Origin of the sequence: Paenibacillus tuaregi, assembly GCF_900086655.1 — a bacterium.
GTDB classification, from domain to species: Bacteria; Bacillota; Bacilli; order Paenibacillales; family Paenibacillaceae; genus Fontibacillus; species Fontibacillus tuaregi.
In genome coordinates, this window is record NZ_LT575476.1 from 5,230,041 (window position 1) to 5,246,412 (window position 16,372).

Here is a 16,372-nt window from a genome sequence, read left to right on the forward strand (position 1 = left end):
TTGCCTCCTTATTGTGGTCTAACTATGTTTACAAATCGCTCGGTCTGTTCGCGGATTGCCCTTTCTGTGGGTAGCCGTTCCATGGAACTTGCCCCATAGAACCCATGAAGCTTCGGACATCTCTCAAGTACATAAGCCGCATCCTCAGGCTCAGCTATAGGTCCGCCGTGACAAAGAATCAGAATGTCCTCCCGGATAGCCAGAGCCGCCTCAGCAATCTTATTCATCTCTTCCACACACTGGTCCAGCGTCTTGGCAGACTGGGCCCCAATCGTTCCTGACGTGGTCAGACCCATATGAATGACCAGGATATCAGCTCCAGCCTCAGTCATCTTAACAGCATCTTCTGCGCTGAAGACGTAAGGAGTGGTCAGCAGATCTAGCTCGTGAGCAGTCCGGATCATCTCAACCTCGCGGTCATAACCCATGCCTGTCTCTTCAAGGTTCAGCCGGAAGTTGCCGTCGATCAGACCTACCGTAGGGAAGTTCTGTACCCCGGCGAAGCCTTCGGCCTTTACCTGCTGCAGGAACCGGTGCATCATCCTCATCGGATCTGTACCGCATACTCCGGCCAGAACCGGTGTATTTCGGACTACCGGAAGGACCTCACTGGCCATTTCCATCACTACGCCATTGGCATCCCCGTATGGCATAAGACCTGCCAATGAACCATGTCCGGCCATCCGGTAGCGGCCTGAATTATAGATGACAATCAGATCTATCCCTCCGGCCTCTTCAAACTTGGCGCTGATCCCTGTACCGGCTCCTCCACCCATGATGTATTTTCCTTCTTTAACCTTGGTGTTCAAACGCTGCAGAATTTCCTGGCGGCTGAAAGTCATACGATCATCTCCTTATCTGATCAAGCTTATGTTAAATAATGCGTTTACATCCTAATTATACGCAAGCTGATTAACCGGAGGACAGAGATTCAGGTAGGCATTACCCGGACTGTGGTAAGATTAAATTATCTTTATGCTTGGAACTATAAAAAAGCCGCCCTTTAAGTTAATAAAGGACGGCTTTCAGGTTTATTTTCCATTCAAGTATGAGGCAGCAAACGTAATAGCCTGGACAACCTCTTTCACAAAAGACACATTCTCCTTCTCCCAGCTGCCCGGGTTGTCCATCTCGTACTCGTCCACCCAGTCCAGAAGCTGAGCCGCTGCAGCCTGACGCTGTGCGGGCTTAACCGAAGCCCCCTTGCCCCGCAGGACCTGGGCCGACAGCTGCATCGCCTTGCAGGTGTCTTTGACGAATCCGTACTCTTCCTTATCCCATGCCTTGGGATCATTCATGTCGTAGAAGGATATCCATTTCTCAAGCAGCCCCGCTGCTTTCACGGGGTCCATTTTCACTTTAGGCTGTGTCATTGCACTGCACTCCAATCTTTTATCATATAATAGATGCAGGCACCGGCCTGCAAAGTCCCAGTAAAGGATGATTATACATTGAACATATCCGAATATATATACACTTATGCTTGGCCTGAGGAAGAGGTCTCCCTCTGCCAGCTTGAGATGAGGTCACTCTTCGGCTTCATTACGAAGACCCCTCTGCTGAAGAGCAGCCAGCGAATTGATCCAAGCCGCAGTCCCTTTATCCGCGAGCGCATTGACATTATGTACGAAGGCGACCGGCTGGACGACATCCTGCGCCAGGTAAGACAGATTGAACTTGGCGAGGATACGTTCAAGGTCATCTTCGTCAAGACTAACGACCTGACCGGCAGCAGCAAGATTGAATATGATGAACGCCGGGCGATTGAACGCGAGATCGGCCTGCATATCGAAGGGGAAGCCGACGTGAACCGGCCCGATCATTGGTTCGGGCTGGTTCCTATGGAAGGACGCTGGTACTTCGGCCGTTATCACAAGAGCACGGCGGTCTGGCTGCATCATATGAAGAAGCCGCGCAGCTACTCCATTGCGCTTAGCACGCGGGTAGCCCGCGCAGCCGCCAATATCGCCGTTCCGGACCCTGAGGGAGTCCGGGTCATTGACCCGTGCTGCGGGATCGGCACCGTGATGATCGAAGCCCTGTCGATGGGAATCCACATCGTTGGAAGGGACATCAATCCGCATATTGCCAAGGGCGCCCGCGAGAACCTGGCGCATTTCGGATATGATGCGCCCGTCACGCTTGGAGATATCGCGGATATTAAGGAACACTATGATGTCGCCATTGTGGACATGCCTTACAATCACTTCTCCAAGGCTACGCAGGCGGCGCAGCTGCATATTTTGGAGCACGCCCGCCGCATTGCGGACAAGGTGGTTCTCATCAGTGTGGAATCCATGGATGAGATGATCACACAGGCCGGCTTGATCGAGAAGGACCGCGGCGCTGTCCGCAAAGGCGGCTTCATCCGGCAGGTGATCGTATGCGGCTAGCCGCATTTTCTCTAGCTTCAAGTGCATTAACAGGGCCCTCAGCACCCCCGGATAACGCGGTCAGCCCAGCCAGTTGACCGTGGACGAGGGAAATAGTACGTCTTCCCTACCCCCGCAGCTTTATTCAAAGAGCATTAGGGGGTATTTGTATTTGTACAGTCCTGCGAGAGCTTCTGTCGATGCGCTTCACGGTTATTCCAGAAGACGTAAGCAGCAGGTGCCCTTCGGTTGACACCCGTCATGCAGCACCACACCGCAGGCTGGAGGCTTATCTTGCTGTAATTTTCCGTTCCTTCACTTGTTCGCTTTGTGCACCTTAAGCTGCTTTCCTTTGATCGTGGTGTTCTTCATCATCTGGAGCACATGCGGCCCCTTACCGTTGAGAATCTCGACGTAACTGACATTGTCCTGAATCGTAATGATGCCGATATCCTCGGCCGTTACCCCGTCAATCCGGGCAATGGTGCCCACGAAGTCGACAGCCCGCAGCTTCTTCTTCTTTCCCCCATTGAAATAAAGCTTCATAATACCTTGGTTCAGCTGCTCGCTTTTTTCTTTTCTGAGCGCACGACGGGCGTGAATTTTCTGCTCAAAAGCCCCTAGGTCCGCCCGAACCTTCCCCTCATCGGGGATTCCCACAACAGGGATGGAAAAGCCGATATAGTGCTCGATATCAGATAGGTACCGGCCTTCCTCGTAAGCCGTAACAAGGGTGACTGCCTGCCCGGCATGCCCCGCCCGGCCCGTACGGCCTGTCCGGTGAACGTAACCCTCCTTATCCATAGGACAATCATAATTGATAACATGGGTAATGTTCTCGATATCAATCCCCCGGGCAGCGACATCCGTCGCAACCAGGTAGCGGAACTGCCCGCGCCTGAACGCGTTCATCACCTCCAGGCGGTCCTCCTGAACCATCCCTCCGTGAATCCGGTCCACCGGGTAGTCCCGCCGTGCCAATTCCCTGAACACATGATCCACTTGATCCTGGGTGTTGCAGAAGATAATACAGCTGTCCGGATTCCGGGTAATAAGCAGCCGGTTCAACACCTCAGGTTTGTCTTCCTCCCGGACTGTAATCCGGGTATGGTCAATCAGACTGACGGTTACACCTCCAGTTCCTTCAATTTCAACATATTCAGGGTCCTTCATGTACCTCTGGCTTAGTCCATCCACATCCGGAGGAAGTGTGGCGGACAGCAGAACCGTGACACGGTCGGCTGGAAGAGCTTGAATGATGGACTCTACCTGCTCAATGAAGCCCATATTCAGCATCTCATCCGCCTCGTCAACAACAAGATATTTAAGCTTCTCAAGAGGCAAGGAACCGCGCCCGATATGATCGAGCACCCGTCCAGGGGTGCCTACGACGATATGATTCTTCTGCTTCAGCTCCAGCTTTTGCGCCGCAAAGGGCTGTCTTCCAAAGACCGCCGCCGCTTTAATCCGCTTGAACCGACCAATGTTGGTGATGTCCTCCTTAACCTGGACCGCCAGCTCGCGCGTAGGCACAAGAATCAGAGCCTGCGGCTTGTTCTCCTCCCACTCCACCAGTTGGCAGAGCGGGATAGCGTAAGCTCCCGTCTTCCCGCTTCCTGTCTGTGATTTGACCACAATGTCCCTGCCAGCGAGCAGACGTGGGATGACCTGGCGCTGCACCCCGGTAGGCTTTTCGTATTCAAGCCCTTTCAAGGCCCGTACCAGCTCCCCGCTAAGACCCGCATCTTCAAAACGTTCTATATTCATGGTTTTAACCTCACTAGGATATGAATTCGTGCTGCATTTGTACTGCATTTGTGCTGCATTCGCTCCGCCGGCATCCGTGCCGTGCAGGTTAAAGCTATTGTAGCATAGCCTGTCCGCTCTTACTCTGGCGTAACCATGTTGGTTTATACCTAAACTTTTGTTGCAATGAAATTATATTATTATCTAAATCAAAAATAGGGCAGCCTGAGCTGCCCGGGGAATTACATATGAAAAAACTGAATTTGGGGGGCCTCCATGTGGAGATCACGGCGCCCTGCTTCCAATCAACCTACAAGTGGGATAAAGGCATGCGCAAAAGCAAAAGACTCCACGATAAATCATCAGCCGGGAAGCTGGACAGGGCTGCAATGGCAGTTATGTTTGTAGCAAAGCCACTGACTGACCCGGCGGACCGGGCGGCTCTTCTGGCTTTATGCTGAAGGGTATGCAAAGCCTTTAGAATCGAACAAGCCAGGGGCATCATACAAAAGGAGAGCAAGATCACTCTCCTTGTAGAATTCAAGGAGTCAGCTTTGGAAGATAGCGGAGCTTATCCGGGTTCATGATAATAAATACCTGCTGAATCCGTTCCCCATCCCGTGCAAGCTCAAGGGTGATGACAACCTTGGCTTGGCCAAGCTCATCATAGTAGACAAAGCTCTGGCCGCCATGCATTTCCATGTTCCGGATATCCCATTCCCGCAGCTTGCGGAAGGCCCGCCGGGAAGTAAGCAGAGCCAAGACTCTTTTCCGGCTGATAATGGGGTTGATGGCTGACCTTACCTTGCCACCGCCGTCAGAGATCAGCACCGCATCATCTGTCAGCAGTTCCATCAACGCAGACGCATCATAATGCTGAACAGCTTCTACGAACCGGTTCATCAATTTAAGCTTATGGCTGGGTGTGCCGCTGGCAACACCATAGTCCGGATTTGTGGTTGGCTCCTCAGCCAGGCGCTGCCTGGCGCGGCTGAAGATCTTGCGGCAGCTAACCTCCGACTTGCCCAGAATATCCGAAATGGTCCCGTAATCGTACTCAAACATCTCTCTTAGCACGAACACAACCCGCTCTGCAGCGGACAGCTTCTCCAGCATAACAAGGTAAGCGTAGGACAGCGTATCAGCCTGCTCAGCAGCCTCGTAGGGACCATCCATTAATGCCAGGGTCCAGTACGAATGAGGCAGCGGCTCCGGAAGCCATTCACCCACGTAGCCTTCTCTCCGGCGGCGGGCCGATTTCATCAAGTTCAGGCAGCGGTTCGTAATGGATTTAGCCGTATAAGCCTTCCAGTTCTCAACCGTGGAAAGCGGTCGGCCATGCATTTCCGTGAACCAATCCTGAACCACATCCTCCGCATCAGAGACGGAGCCGAGCAGGCGGTAAGCCACCATAAATGCATAAGGGCGGTAAGACCGGTACAGCTGTTCTAAATCTTTCCCCTGGGGGGCGTTCCCTCCGTCAAGTGCTTCAGCCTTATCCTGGTGAGCCTCCATATTCAGCTTACCATTCACCATCGTTCTCCCTCCCGGTGTTACTAGATTCTTGGCATGGGCTCATTCGGGCGGAAGAGCTGAGCTTCAACATCAGACGGCTCTCCAGGGTGCCTTGCAAGCAGTCTATCTGAGCAATTGCTCCAGGCTCCCGGTTAACCCATGCATCCCGGGTACATCCCGGTAGCTATCGCCAGCCGATTCCAGCTGCCAATAGCATTAACAGCCATGACAAGATCAATATATTCTTTCTCGCTAAAATGCTTCCGCACATTCTCATAGACTGAGTCCGGCACACCGGCCTCAGAGATCCGGGTTACATATTCCGTCAGCTCCAGTGCCGCCTTCTCTTTGTCCGTGTAGATCGGGACCTCCCGCCACACACTCAGCAGAATAACGCGCTGGGTTGATTCGCCCAGCTTCATCAAGTCTTTGGTATGATAATCGATACAGAAGGAGCAGCCGTTTATTTGCGAGGCCCGAATCTTGATCAGCTCATACAAGAGTGGATCGATCCCGCCTTTTGCTATAAAACTGTCAAACGTCAGCATCGCCTCATACGCTGCCGGATTTGCCTTCCGGTAATTAAATCTTAAACTCATGGTCATCGCCTCCTAAGGGGATATATACAGAAGACAACACGGTCCCTTGGATTGTGACATGAGCGAATATATTCTAATCTGCCGTCCTCCACCATGTCGAGGACGGGTACTCGGCCCCCGGGCCAAGCCTAACCGTCTCACCGATCCGGGGAGTCGTTAGAACGACTCCCCGCCTAGCGGCTTCCACGCGCGCCCGCTCCACTGGCTCGGTCCAGGGATGCAAGGCCAGCGTGAAGGCGCCCCAATGAATCGGCAGCATCACATGCCCCCGCACATCCTCATGCGCCTGGACAGACTCCTCAGGAACCATATGGATGCTGGCCCATCTTGGATCGTACTGCCCGCATTCCATCAGGGTCAGATCGAAGGGCCCATATTTCCTGCCGATCTCGGCAAAATGCGGCCCGTAGCCGCTGTCACCACTGTAAAATATCCGGGCCTCACGCCCGTGAATGGCCCATGAACACCAAAGGGTTGAATTGCCGGACAGGCTTCGCCCCGAGAAGTGCCGGGCTGGTGTACATACCAGTCTAATTCCATCAAGATCGCCTTCTTCCCCCCAGTCATACTCCCGAATGCGTCCCGGGTGCACCCCCCAACGCTCGAGATGGGCAGCAACCCCAAGGGGCACGAAGAACGTCTTGACCTTGTCTCTGAGCTTTAGAATAGACACAAAATCCAGATGATCATAGTGATCATGGGAGAGAATCACCGCGTCCAACTCAGGCAGCTCATCAATCTCACAGGGTAGCCGGTCGCTGTACCGTTTCCCACCCACGATAGGGGTCGGTGAAGGAGCCCTTCCGAGCATAGGGTCGAGGAAAATCCGCTTGCCGTCAAGCTCAAGCAGCAGGGCCGAGTGGCCAAACCATGTTACCGCTGCCGTTTCCGGCGGGTTGGAACTGGATGTATACGGAACCACCTTTAATGGCTTTGCAGGTCTTCTGCCAACGTCCTTCTTAAGCATATCCCTCAAGATGGAGAAGGTATTCTTGAGGCCGTGATCCACCGAGGTTTCCAAGAGGTTAATAAATTTCCCTTTGCTGTAATGGCCCGATTGGTTCATCCGCTTCCTGGTTTCTTCTGAAGGTCTCCCACCAAATATCGGGTGCAGGCGGATATATAAATAGACCGTAACGACCACAATAATCAACACAATAGCAATAGCCAGCCATACATTCACGGTGTTACCCTCCTTCTTGGGGATGAGGTACATACTCATGCATCATCAAGAACCCCCGTATGTAATAAATACTACTATATGGGTGAATTGAATGAAATGAACGTTTATTTCTTTTGTGCATTGACCTGCATCGACGTTCCCTTGACTTGCACCTGCCTTTTATGCAAAAATAGTTCCAATCTAAAAATGAAACGGCTAAGAAGAGAAGGAGTAGCTTACTTGGACAGTTCAAGCGAGCCGGCGGTTGGTGTGAGGTCCGGTACTAAAGAGTAAGTGAATGGGTCTCTTCGCTTCAGCCCGAACCCCTGCTGACGGCAGGGCAGTAGGCGCTGACGGTTCTCCCCCGTTATCCTAAGGAGGCATGATCGGATACGCCACGGCTTTGGCGTTCAATCCCGCCATGTTGGAGAGCGGCCTTGCGCCGAAATCGGGTGGTACCGCGGAGCTGACACTTCGTCCCTAGTAGGGATGAGGTGTCTTTTTGTTATATATACTTTTTTTAGGAGGAAGATAAACATGAAACGTATTCTATCCGGCATCAAACCCAGCGGAGACTTGAACATTGGCGGGTACGGCGGCGCCCTGCACCAGTTCGTGCAGCTCCAGCATGACTACGAATGTTACTATTTCGTCCCGGATCTGCACGCCGTGACCGTCTATCAAGACCCGAAAGAGCTGCATCAGCGCTCACGGGATATCGCTGCCTACTATATTGCAGCCGGGGTCGACCCGAACAAATCGGCCATTTTTCTGCAATCCCAGGTTAGCGGCCATGCGGAGCTTGGATGGTTGATGGAGACCCAGTCCTATTTCGGCGAGCTCAGCAGAATGACGCAGTTTAAAGAGAAGTCTGAAGGCCAGGACGCGGTCAGTTCCGCCTTATTTACTTATCCTGCCCTGATGGCTGCGGACATCCTTCTGTATCAGGCCACCCATGTCCCTGTCGGGGAAGACCAGAAGCAGCACCTTGAACTGACCCGCAACCTGGCGGAGCGGTTCAACAAGCGCTATGGCCATACCTTTGTGGTCCCGGAGCCTGTGATTCAGGACCTTGGCTCACGAATCATGAGCCTGGATGATCCGGCCAAGAAGATGAGCAAGAGCAATCCGAACAAGAGCAGCTACATTCTTCTCCAGGATACTCCGGACGATATCCGCAAGAAGCTGTCCCGTGCAGTGACGGACTCCGACATGCAGGTAAGATATGACTGGGACAACAAGCCGGCTGTTAGCAATCTGATCGAGATTTATGCGATTTTCTCAGGGGAGCCTATTCCGGTCATTGAACAGCGTTATCAGGGACAGGGCTACGGCACATTCAAGAAAGATCTGGCTGAAGTTGTGGTTGCCCGGCTAACTCCGATCCAGGAGAAATTTCGGGAGATCGTAGATTCGACTGAACTGGACCGGATTCTCAAAGACGGTGCGGAGCGCGCAGCCCGTGTTGCCTCCGAAACCCTGCTTGCCGCCAAGCAAGCTATGGGGTTTGTAACCTTTTAAATATAACAGCTAATCTGGTGTATTCCACGTACAAAAAAGCAGCCCCTCTGCCTGTCTACAGGCAGGGGAAGCTGCTTTATGCTTATGCCGACTATACTGCGGATACCCGCTATCCCAATCCTTTGATCTCCAGCAATTCATATTCGATCTGGCCCATTGGCGCATCCACACTGATCTTATCGCCTACGGATTTGCCCATGAGTGCCACGCCCAGCGGGCTTTCATAAGAGATTCTATTCTCGGACACATCCGCTTCGGCAGGCCCAACAATCCGGTATTCAATCCATTCATCGAACTCCACATCATTAAGAATAACAACAGAGCCTACCTGTACCACCGAGTTGTCGATGCTATCGACAATCCTGGCATTCTTGAGCATGCGCTCAATGGTCAGAACCCGCGTCTCCATAAAGGACTGGTCGTTCTTCGCGGAATGATACTCACTGTTCTCTTTAAGGTCCCCATAGCTGATGGCTGTCTTAAGACGCTCAGCAAGCTCCCTGCGTTTGACTGTGGTCAGCTCCTCAAGCTCGCGTTCGAGCTGTGCGTACCCTTCTCTGGTCATGATTACTTCATCTTTAGACATGACGTACCTCCTATATAAGTACTCTTCTCATTGTAACCGATTTGGAGACTCTATACAGATTTAACTATCATTTGCCGGGTCCCCCTTGGACTATTCATGTCACATCAACCGGCTGACCCCTGTGGAATACGTATAGAAATCCCCCATTGATACCTCAGCTGCTGGCCAATACCTCCCCAGAGCTGGCCCTTTCCTTAAGCATAAGCCGGTACTGACCCGGCGACATCCCCATCCACTTTTTGAACGTGCTCTGAAAAGCGCTGGGCTCCGAAAAATGCAGCAGATAGGCGATCTCAGCCATATTGTATTCGGGATTGGCCAGGTAACCAAGGGCGAGCTCCCTCCTAACCCGGTTCGCCAGCCGGTTATATGAGGTCCCCTCCTGCTTAAGCTTCGCCTGAAGGCTTCTTGCGCTCATCCGGATAGCCATGGCCGCCTCCTGCAAGGAGGGGAACCGGGCCGGCATACTTTCAATGATCCAGTGATACAGCTTATCCGTAAGCTTCGCGCCTTGGATCAAACGGTGCTTGGCCTCCTCCGCTATGGCCTCAAATACCCCTTTAAGACGGGAATCTGAGCTAAGAACCGGATAATCCCAGATATCTTGACTCATTCGCAGTATATTCTGCTCCTGCCTGAACTTGGGCATTACTCCGAAGACATGGGCATACTCGTTAATGTTCTGACCTGGTTCATGACAGAAGGCGACCTCTTTGGGCCCAATCTGCTTGCCAGCCAGTCCCTTCATGGCGTAACAAAGGGAACTGGCCATGTCTTCTATACAATGCCTGGAGAGAGCAACGGCCGGGTTGACAGCGTAGAGACGAATCACGATATCCTCCCCGTCCATCTGATAGGCGGCGTTATAACCGCCGCATGCAAGCATATTATATTTTTGATATGTGGTCAGGGCCTCCCCGATCGTCTTCGAATGCATCATCACATAACCAAGCACCCCAAGATCGGAGAGGGTTACTTCCTGTCCCTGATGAAGCCCGAATAGCTCGTCTCCCGTGTAGCGGGCTGCCTCCGTGACGATCCGTGTAAATTCCTCTTCAGGCAGCCTGCTTTCCACATCCTGGAGCATGTTCATATCCACTGAAGCAACCGTGCAGAAATCAGCCCAGTCATAACCTTTTCGCAGAAGTCCCCTCATCATAGGAATTAAGAAAGCCACTGATATTCCCCGGCTGGGCATAGCTGTTACACCTCCACTTGCGCTTATCAACAGGTTTATGACGCCTTTGATCATATATGATCAGGATTTTAAACATTAAAATTACATCTATAAACCTATTCTAGCATGAACCGTGGAACGGATTCAGCGCAATCCATGAGCCAAGCAGGCTGAGACCCCAGAGGAGGAACAGAAATATGAAAAGAATCGCGGTTATTAACGGACACCCATACCCTGGCAGCTTGTGCCAAGGATTAATGGACGCTTATGTGGAAGGAGCCCGCAGCAGCGGAGCAGAGGTACGGACCATCGAGCTCGGCAAGCTGAACTTCAATCCCAACTTAATGTATGGTTACAGCAAGCGCATGGAGCTGGAGGAGGATCTTCTCGCAGCCCAGGATACAATGAAGTGGGCGGAGCACCTGGTCTTTGTCTATCCCACCTGGTGGGGGACCATGCCTGCCATCATGAAGGGCTTCTTCGACCGTACTTTCCTCCCAGGTTACTCTTATAAGACAGAGCCGAATTCCCTACTGCAGAAAAAGCTGCTTGGCGGCAGAACCGCACGGCTGATCGTCACCATGGATACTCCCCATTGGTATTACAGGTGGATCTTGAAGCAGGCAGGGCACCATATCATGAAGCGAAGCATTTTGGGGTTCTGCGGGATTGCACCCGTGCGAATAACGGAGATTGGTCCGGTAAAGACCTCGTCAGAATCGCTGCGGCAGGGCTGGCTGAAAGAAGCACAGCGTCTCGGGGCACGGCTGGCTTAACGGTGATAGGGCGATCTGAACAACCCGTGAACCGCCGCCCTCATTTGCTCAAAATTAGCCCGGAACTGGCTGACTCTATGCCCGTTTGCCCCGGAGGGGTGAGGGAAGCCCCACAAAATGTGCCGTCCCTCAAGCCAGCCCTCCTTCTGGGCTGCCCGCATAGCCTGTTCCACCGCCTTCCCCAGTGGAATGATCAAGGCCTTCTGATCCAGCAGCGCAAGCTCCTCCCGGATAAAACCAAGCCCCCTATTCCTTAATAAGGCATGGGATAGCAGAGCAGGACTTGCGCCCGTATAGTTCTTTCCATGGACAAATACGGGGAAGCGCAGAAGTGAAGTGGTATGAAGCCGCGTTCTCTCCTGCCCGAACAGCTCCCTGCAGGTCGGGAGCTTTAGAGCTGTCTGAAGCCCAAGCTCATCCAGCATGTTAATCAGATTGTTCCGCATCGGGCCGGCGAAGCTGGCCGCTTTCTTCGATTTCATACAGACCTCTTCGTCCCCGAGCCCTTCGGCCAAGCTTGCAGCGGCTGATTCGTATGCGGCCCGCATCTGGGTCCAGCCCGGTGTAATTCCAGTGATTACCACGGAGGCTGAGGCATTCAAATACTCATTATGCGGCGCATAGTACATTTGGATCGGCCCGCTCTGCTCCATCAGAAAGTCCGGAGTTAGAAGGTCCGTGGGAGTTAACCGTCTAGAGGATGGGAGGGCCCGGATTGCGGACTTGTATGCCTTCAGTCTGCCGGAAATAAGCACCATCGTTCCTCCTCTCAGCGTGTCGTATACATTCCCTCACTTCCACATGCTGCCCACTTTCCACCAAAATCAAAAAGCCCTCTATACAGAGAGCTTCGTTAACTGCTGCCCATCGGCCACAAAACTGTCTAAAGACATTATGTGTGGGCTTTCTCATCCTCTTCAGAAGGCCATCCTCCCCACAGATTGGACAGGTGCCCGTCCGGATCACGGAAAGTGAAGCTGTAACCGCCGCCTTTCTTATAAGTAATTTCGCTGACCTCTACACCCTTGCTCCGAATTTCCTTATGTATTTCATGGATATTATCAACCTGCAAGGACAGCAGGGTCTGGTTCTGCCCCTTCATGTTCTGGAAATCAAAGCACGGCACCTGCGGACTGCGGATTAATCCGAGTCCGACTCCCCCCACATTCAGCCAGGCTTCATCATCCCCCGGCGTGAATTCGAAAGTGAATGGAATGCCTAGGATATCCTGGTACCATTTCACGGAAGCCTCCAGGTCTTTGACCGGCAGCTGGATTACAGCAAAATTTTTGACAGCCATCTTCATTCCCACTCCTCATTATTGGATATCTTTTATAAACGTCATAACGCGGCAAAAGGAAACGGGGGGCTAGCCCATTTTTTGAAAAAAACCAATCAGATGGCCATTCGGGTCCCGAAAGTTGAAGTGCAGCTCCTCTCTACGCTCCGCCTTCTCCACCCGTACGCCATGACGGGCGAGGGTCAGATACGCCCGGCAGATCAGCCTTGGGTTGCCTGTGCGAAACCCCTCCAGAAACTGCTCGAACACCTGCGGACTCAGCTTCCCCGAGTCGTAAGATCCCTGTTCCGGAGGCAGCCCGTCTCTTGATGCGGCAGCCAGGCTCCGCAGACGCTGACGTGCCCGCTTTACTCCCTCCTTTACAGCACCGGTTGTAGAGTGCAGGTGGACCGCGGTCTCCTGAGCGGTAAACATGAATACGTCCAGCATCAAGATCAGGACCAACTGCCTGGGATTCAGGAGGTGGGCCAGCTGTTCCAAATGCTCTCTGAGACGAAGTTCTCCCTGGTCTTCACCTGAAGAAAGGTGACTGTCTTCTATAGCCTGCGAGGCTATAACCGGTCTCCGGGACATTTTGCGGTACTGATCGATCCAGACGTTTCGCGCGGTCCGGTATAAATAGGCCTGGCTCAACTGCCTTGCGGGGGATTGTCTAATTGCCAGGTATACTCTGGCAAGCACTTCCTGCATCAGATCCTCAGCATCCCACTCATTACGGGCAAGCGAAAGGCAATACAGCCTTAGACCGGCCGTATAAGGTTCAAAGTCCAAGAGGGTGTTATCCGGCATCATTTCCGTCCTCCAGCGCAAGCTTTTCCCTGATTATATCACTATAGCAGGATTCTTCCAGACCATAGGCAAGCAGATAGGCTACCCCTGGCAAGACCGGCGATTGCTCAAGCGGTTACAGCGTAAACACCCTGCAGAGAGAACTCCCGCAGGGTATTATCACCAAACGTATACAGACAGAGCAATTAGAGAATCATCCGTTTGCTACAAAAATACAAAATAGATGACGGCGGCAAGCACAATTCGATAAATCGCAAATGGAACCAGCTTGATCCGGTTGATCAGCTTCAGGAAGAACCGGATTGAGATCCATGCAAACACAAAGGCGCTGACAAAGCCTACGATGAGGAAAGGAATTACCGCGGGTGTAATGGCCTCCCAGTTCTTCAGCAGGGAGAAGAAACTTACTGCGGCCATAATCGGAACTGCCATGATGAAAGTAAAGTCGGCTGCGGCCCGGTGCTTCATCCCCACCAGGACCCCACCTGATATGGTCGAGCCTGAACGCGAGAATCCTGGCCACATGGACAGGCATTGAAACAGACCTACAAAAAATGCCTGCTTGTACGTAATCTGATCTACGGACACCACCTTGGGATTCTTCGGGCCGAAACGGTCTGCCGCTATCATCAGAAGCGCCCCGAGTACCAGACCGATAACAACGGTCTGCGTAGAGAACAAATATTTGTCTACCAGATCGTCAAACAGCAGGTAGAGTACGCCTGCAGGAATCATGGCTACAATGACCTGGCCAAGATTCAGGCGCGGCCCGCCTTGAGTCTGGCCGGGAATCTTCTTCAGACCAAGCAAATTCATGAAACGGTCCCACATTAATATGACAACCGCCAGAATCGAGCCAAGCTGAATCACGATCTTAAAGGTGACAGCAACCTCCGGCGAGAACATGTTCTTCGTCTGAAACAGGAAATCATCCACAATAATCATGTGTCCCGTGGACGATACCGGTGCAAACTCAGTCAACCCTTCAACAAGCCCAAGAATCAGGGCCACAAATGCTTCCCATAAATTCAACAAATCTCACACTCCAATTCCATTTCCGTATTCAAAGAGCAGTCCTTAACGGAGAATCTATGAATCAATATCCGTTCTTCTAAAATAGATCAGGACTATTGCCAGACCCAGCAACGCAGTACCTAATACAGACACATACGAATAGAGCGGCGGATAATCCGGGACAAATTCCTGATTGGCGATCGAGTGGGCGGCCGACCAAGGGAACAACACCCGGTGCTTGGAGTTGGCCAAAGCCACATTGCCCATTGTAATGATCGCGGAGAAGATCATCGTAGGCATATAGTTTTTATATATGAGCGTAATAAAAATCGTTGGTGTCGATAACAAGAACAGCAGCGTGCCGCCTACGATATATTGAATCAGCGTCCGCAGCAGAAGCTGCGCGCTCAGGTCCTCAAATCCTCCGATTAATCCGAGAATCAAGGTCAGTCCCCATGCAGTCAGCGTAAGCACGAGAATCCAGATGAAGAGCATCACCATCTTGCTGAGAATCAGACTGACCCTGGATACGGGTATGGTCAAGAGACTCTTCAGTGTATCCTCCGCATACTCCTGGTAGAACAAATAGGAGGTAATAATGCCGTACAACAGCACCCCGAGCAGTACGAGAACATAAAGATTCGTGTTATAGAATGATGACTCAAATGTGATTCGCTCAGCCGGTTTCTCGGCAAGGGTGGCCTGAAACCCAATGAACATCATGATGGGAGCGGCGGACGCCCCGATCAGGCTGACCAGGAACATTTTGGCGCGCTTTAGCTTCAGCAGCTCCGTCCAGATCAGATTATACATAAGGCACACCTCCTGTAAGCCGGACAAAATAATCCTCCAGCTGAGTCTCGCTCTCGGCAATCCGGGAGACCTCGATTCCATGCTCCACGAACAACCGGTTCAGCCTGCCCTGCTCTCCCAGATGAGTATAGAGGCGGATAATTCCCTCGTTCAGCACCTCATAACTGTTGATTCCATACTGCTCTATCAGCATGGCGGCGGAATTTGGATTCGACACCTGGAACTCCACGTATTTGCGGTTTCGTGATTTCAAGGTATCCATATCCACTTCTTCAAGCAGCTTGCCCTCGTGAATAATACCGATCCGTTCAGCCAACAGCTCGATTTCATGAAGAATGTGGCTCGAAATCAGGATCGTGACCTTCCGTTCCACCGCCAGCGTCTGTATAAGTCTGCGGATCTCTGCAATTCCCACGGGATCAAGCCCGTTCGTAGGCTCATCCAGAATAAGCAGCTCGGGATGGTGAAGAATCGCTCTGGCAATGCCCAAACGCTGCTTCATCCCGAGCGAATACTTGCCGACAAGCTTCCCCGACTCCTGCTCGAGTCCAGCTATTTCGAGCGCCTCCATGACCGCGTTCCTTGTATGCACACCCATCAACTTTGCATTGATCATCAGGTTCTCCTTGGCGGTCAAATTGCCATAGAACCCCGAGAACTCCACAATCGATCCGACCCTGCGGAGAATGTCCCTCTGCCGCTTGCGCAGCAGTTCCCCGAAAATCTCAATCTGACCTTCCGTGGGCTGGATCAGACCCAGAAGCATGCGGATCGTTGTTGTCTTCCCGGCCCCGTTCTGCCCGAGGAAGCCATAAATTTGGCCCTCCAATACGTTCATTTGCAGACGATCTACTGCGTTGTGTTTCCCGTAAGCTTTAGTCAGATTTGTTGTCTTGATAACCGCATTCATATTTCTCTGCTGCCTCCTGCTTCCCAAACCATATCTCTATCATCTTTAGGTTTGTGTTCTCAGTATAAGCGGCTCTATTTAAATACCTCTTA

The 16,372-nt window shown here is 52.2% G+C and carries 18 protein-coding genes and 1 other annotated feature; of the genes, 4 read left to right on the top strand and 14 right to left on the bottom strand.

From position 1 onward, the window contains the following. Positions 1-8 precede the first annotated feature (8 nt). Both BN6628_RS23435 and BN6628_RS23440 read right to left on the bottom strand, forming a co-directional pair. A complete protein-coding gene (locus tag BN6628_RS23435; protein WP_068621098.1) occupies positions 9-842 on the bottom strand; it encodes a phosphoenolpyruvate hydrolase family protein in 834 nt (277 codons plus the stop codon). Positions 843-1,031: 189 nt separating this feature from the next. After that, the gene (locus tag BN6628_RS23440; protein ID WP_068621100.1) at positions 1,032-1,373 is read right to left on the bottom strand and encodes a hypothetical protein; all 342 of its coding nucleotides are present in this window, start codon (positions 1,371-1,373) and stop codon (positions 1,032-1,034) included. A 147-nt stretch (positions 1,374-1,520) separates the two neighbouring features. Between BN6628_RS23440 and BN6628_RS23445 the strand changes: the two genes are divergently transcribed. Then, positions 1,521-2,393: a TRM11 family SAM-dependent methyltransferase gene (locus BN6628_RS23445; RefSeq protein ID WP_392397670.1), complete on the top strand. Its 873-nt coding sequence runs from the start codon at positions 1,521-1,523 to the stop codon at positions 2,391-2,393. Between the two features lie 294 nt (positions 2,394-2,687). Here the strand turns inward: BN6628_RS23445 and BN6628_RS23450 are convergent, their stop codons facing one another. Next, positions 2,688-4,139, bottom strand: a complete 1,452-nt coding sequence (locus BN6628_RS23450) for a DEAD/DEAH box helicase (RefSeq protein WP_068621104.1) — start codon at positions 4,137-4,139, stop codon at positions 2,688-2,690. A gap of 227 nt (positions 4,140-4,366) precedes the next feature. Between BN6628_RS23450 and BN6628_RS23455 the strand changes: the two genes are divergently transcribed. Beyond that, positions 4,367-4,579 (top strand): hypothetical protein, encoded by a 213-nt coding sequence (locus BN6628_RS23455; protein WP_068621106.1) that lies wholly within the window; start codon positions 4,367-4,369, stop codon positions 4,577-4,579. A 79-nt stretch (positions 4,580-4,658) separates the two neighbouring features. Here BN6628_RS23455 and BN6628_RS23460 read toward each other — a convergent pair whose 3' ends face one another. The 3 genes from BN6628_RS23460 to BN6628_RS23470 form a co-directional block, all read right to left on the bottom strand. After that, entirely contained in the window at positions 4,659-5,654 is a 996-nt protein-coding gene (locus BN6628_RS23460) for a sigma-70 family RNA polymerase sigma factor (RefSeq protein ID WP_235847691.1), read from the bottom strand. Between the two features lie 131 nt (positions 5,655-5,785). Beyond that, positions 5,786-6,232, bottom strand: a complete 447-nt coding sequence (locus tag BN6628_RS23465) for a carboxymuconolactone decarboxylase family protein (RefSeq protein WP_068621108.1) — start codon at positions 6,230-6,232, stop codon at positions 5,786-5,788. A 73-nt stretch (positions 6,233-6,305) separates the two neighbouring features. After that, entirely contained in the window at positions 6,306-7,415 is a 1,110-nt protein-coding gene (locus tag BN6628_RS23470; RefSeq protein WP_068621110.1) for an MBL fold metallo-hydrolase, read from the bottom strand. Positions 7,416-7,603: 188 nt separating this feature from the next. Further along, positions 7,604-7,879 (top strand) — a binding site (T-box leader). 52 nt (positions 7,880-7,931) lie between these two features. Between BN6628_RS23470 and trpS the strand changes: the two genes are divergently transcribed. Next, entirely contained in the window at positions 7,932-8,915 is a 984-nt protein-coding gene (gene trpS, locus BN6628_RS23475) for a tryptophan--tRNA ligase (protein WP_068621112.1), read from the top strand. 109 nt (positions 8,916-9,024) lie between these two features. On the opposite strand, the gene greA is transcribed toward trpS, so the two are convergent. After that, positions 9,025-9,501, bottom strand: coding sequence for a transcription elongation factor GreA (greA, locus tag BN6628_RS23480; protein WP_068621114.1), 477 nt, complete (start codon positions 9,499-9,501; stop codon positions 9,025-9,027). Positions 9,502-9,655: 154 nt separating this feature from the next. Continuing rightward, on the bottom strand, positions 9,656-10,678 hold the full coding sequence (locus BN6628_RS23485; protein WP_162272667.1) for an AraC family transcriptional regulator: 1,023 nt from the start codon (positions 10,676-10,678) through the stop codon (positions 9,656-9,658). Between the two features lie 197 nt (positions 10,679-10,875). Here BN6628_RS23485 and BN6628_RS23490 point away from each other — a divergent pair, with 197 nt between their 5' ends. Further along, positions 10,876-11,454 carry an NAD(P)H-dependent oxidoreductase gene (locus BN6628_RS23490; protein ID WP_068621118.1) on the top strand — a complete coding sequence of 193 codons (579 nt, stop codon included), beginning with the start codon at positions 10,876-10,878 and terminating at the stop codon, positions 11,452-11,454. Here BN6628_RS23490 and BN6628_RS23495 read toward each other — a convergent pair. From BN6628_RS23495 to BN6628_RS23520, 6 genes are all read right to left on the bottom strand, one after another. After that, positions 11,451-12,212 (bottom strand): uracil-DNA glycosylase family protein, encoded by a 762-nt coding sequence (locus tag BN6628_RS23495; RefSeq protein ID WP_068621120.1) that lies wholly within the window; start codon positions 12,210-12,212, stop codon positions 11,451-11,453. The two genes, BN6628_RS23490 and BN6628_RS23495, sit on opposite strands and share 4 nt — an antisense overlap. A gap of 134 nt (positions 12,213-12,346) precedes the next feature. Continuing rightward, entirely contained in the window at positions 12,347-12,754 is a 408-nt protein-coding gene (locus BN6628_RS23500; RefSeq protein ID WP_235847692.1) for a VOC family protein, read from the bottom strand. 69 nt (positions 12,755-12,823) lie between these two features. After that, on the bottom strand, positions 12,824-13,546 hold the full coding sequence (locus tag BN6628_RS23505) for an RNA polymerase sigma factor (RefSeq protein WP_068621124.1): 723 nt from the start codon (positions 13,544-13,546) through the stop codon (positions 12,824-12,826). Between the two features lie 201 nt (positions 13,547-13,747). Then, positions 13,748-14,575, bottom strand: a complete 828-nt coding sequence (locus tag BN6628_RS23510; RefSeq protein ID WP_068622594.1) for an undecaprenyl-diphosphate phosphatase — start codon at positions 14,573-14,575, stop codon at positions 13,748-13,750. Positions 14,576-14,632: 57 nt separating this feature from the next. Then, entirely contained in the window at positions 14,633-15,370 is a 738-nt protein-coding gene (locus BN6628_RS23515; RefSeq protein WP_068621126.1) for an ABC transporter permease, read from the bottom strand. After that, the gene (locus BN6628_RS23520; RefSeq protein ID WP_068621128.1) at positions 15,363-16,280 is read right to left on the bottom strand and encodes an ABC transporter ATP-binding protein; all 918 of its coding nucleotides are present in this window, start codon (positions 16,278-16,280) and stop codon (positions 15,363-15,365) included. The genes BN6628_RS23515 and BN6628_RS23520 overlap by 8 nt, the downstream gene beginning before the upstream one ends. Positions 16,281-16,372 lie beyond the last annotated feature (92 nt).

Coding starts and splice junctions, on each gene's coding strand:
- BN6628_RS23465 (WP_068621108.1), bottom strand. CDS start 6,232: ATGAGTTTAAGATTTAATTACCGGAAGGCAAATCCGGCAGCGTATGAG.
- BN6628_RS23435 (WP_068621098.1), bottom strand. CDS start 842: ATGACTTTCAGCCGCCAGGAAATTCTGCAGCGTTTGAACACCAAGGTT.
- BN6628_RS23450 (WP_068621104.1), bottom strand. CDS start 4,139: ATGAATATAGAACGTTTTGAAGATGCGGGTCTTAGCGGGGAGCTGGTA.
- BN6628_RS23515 (WP_068621126.1), bottom strand. CDS start 15,370: ATGTATAATCTGATCTGGACGGAGCTGCTGAAGCTAAAGCGCGCCAAA.
- BN6628_RS23455 (WP_068621106.1), top strand. CDS start 4,367: ATGAAAAAACTGAATTTGGGGGGCCTCCATGTGGAGATCACGGCGCCC.
- BN6628_RS23500 (WP_235847692.1), bottom strand. CDS start 12,754: ATGGCTGTCAAAAATTTTGCTGTAATCCAGCTGCCGGTCAAAGACCTG.
- trpS (WP_068621112.1), top strand. CDS start 7,932: ATGAAACGTATTCTATCCGGCATCAAACCCAGCGGAGACTTGAACATT.
- BN6628_RS23445 (WP_392397670.1), top strand. CDS start 1,521: ATGAGGTCACTCTTCGGCTTCATTACGAAGACCCCTCTGCTGAAGAGC.
- BN6628_RS23505 (WP_068621124.1), bottom strand. CDS start 13,546: ATGATGCCGGATAACACCCTCTTGGACTTTGAACCTTATACGGCCGGT.
- BN6628_RS23460 (WP_235847691.1), bottom strand. CDS start 5,654: ATGGTGAATGGTAAGCTGAATATGGAGGCTCACCAGGATAAGGCTGAA.
- BN6628_RS23495 (WP_068621120.1), bottom strand. CDS start 12,212: ATGGTGCTTATTTCCGGCAGACTGAAGGCATACAAGTCCGCAATCCGG.
- BN6628_RS23520 (WP_068621128.1), bottom strand. CDS start 16,280: ATGAATGCGGTTATCAAGACAACAAATCTGACTAAAGCTTACGGGAAA.
- BN6628_RS23490 (WP_068621118.1), top strand. CDS start 10,876: ATGAAAAGAATCGCGGTTATTAACGGACACCCATACCCTGGCAGCTTG.
- greA (WP_068621114.1), bottom strand. CDS start 9,501: ATGTCTAAAGATGAAGTAATCATGACCAGAGAAGGGTACGCACAGCTC.
- BN6628_RS23440 (WP_068621100.1), bottom strand. CDS start 1,373: ATGACACAGCCTAAAGTGAAAATGGACCCCGTGAAAGCAGCGGGGCTG.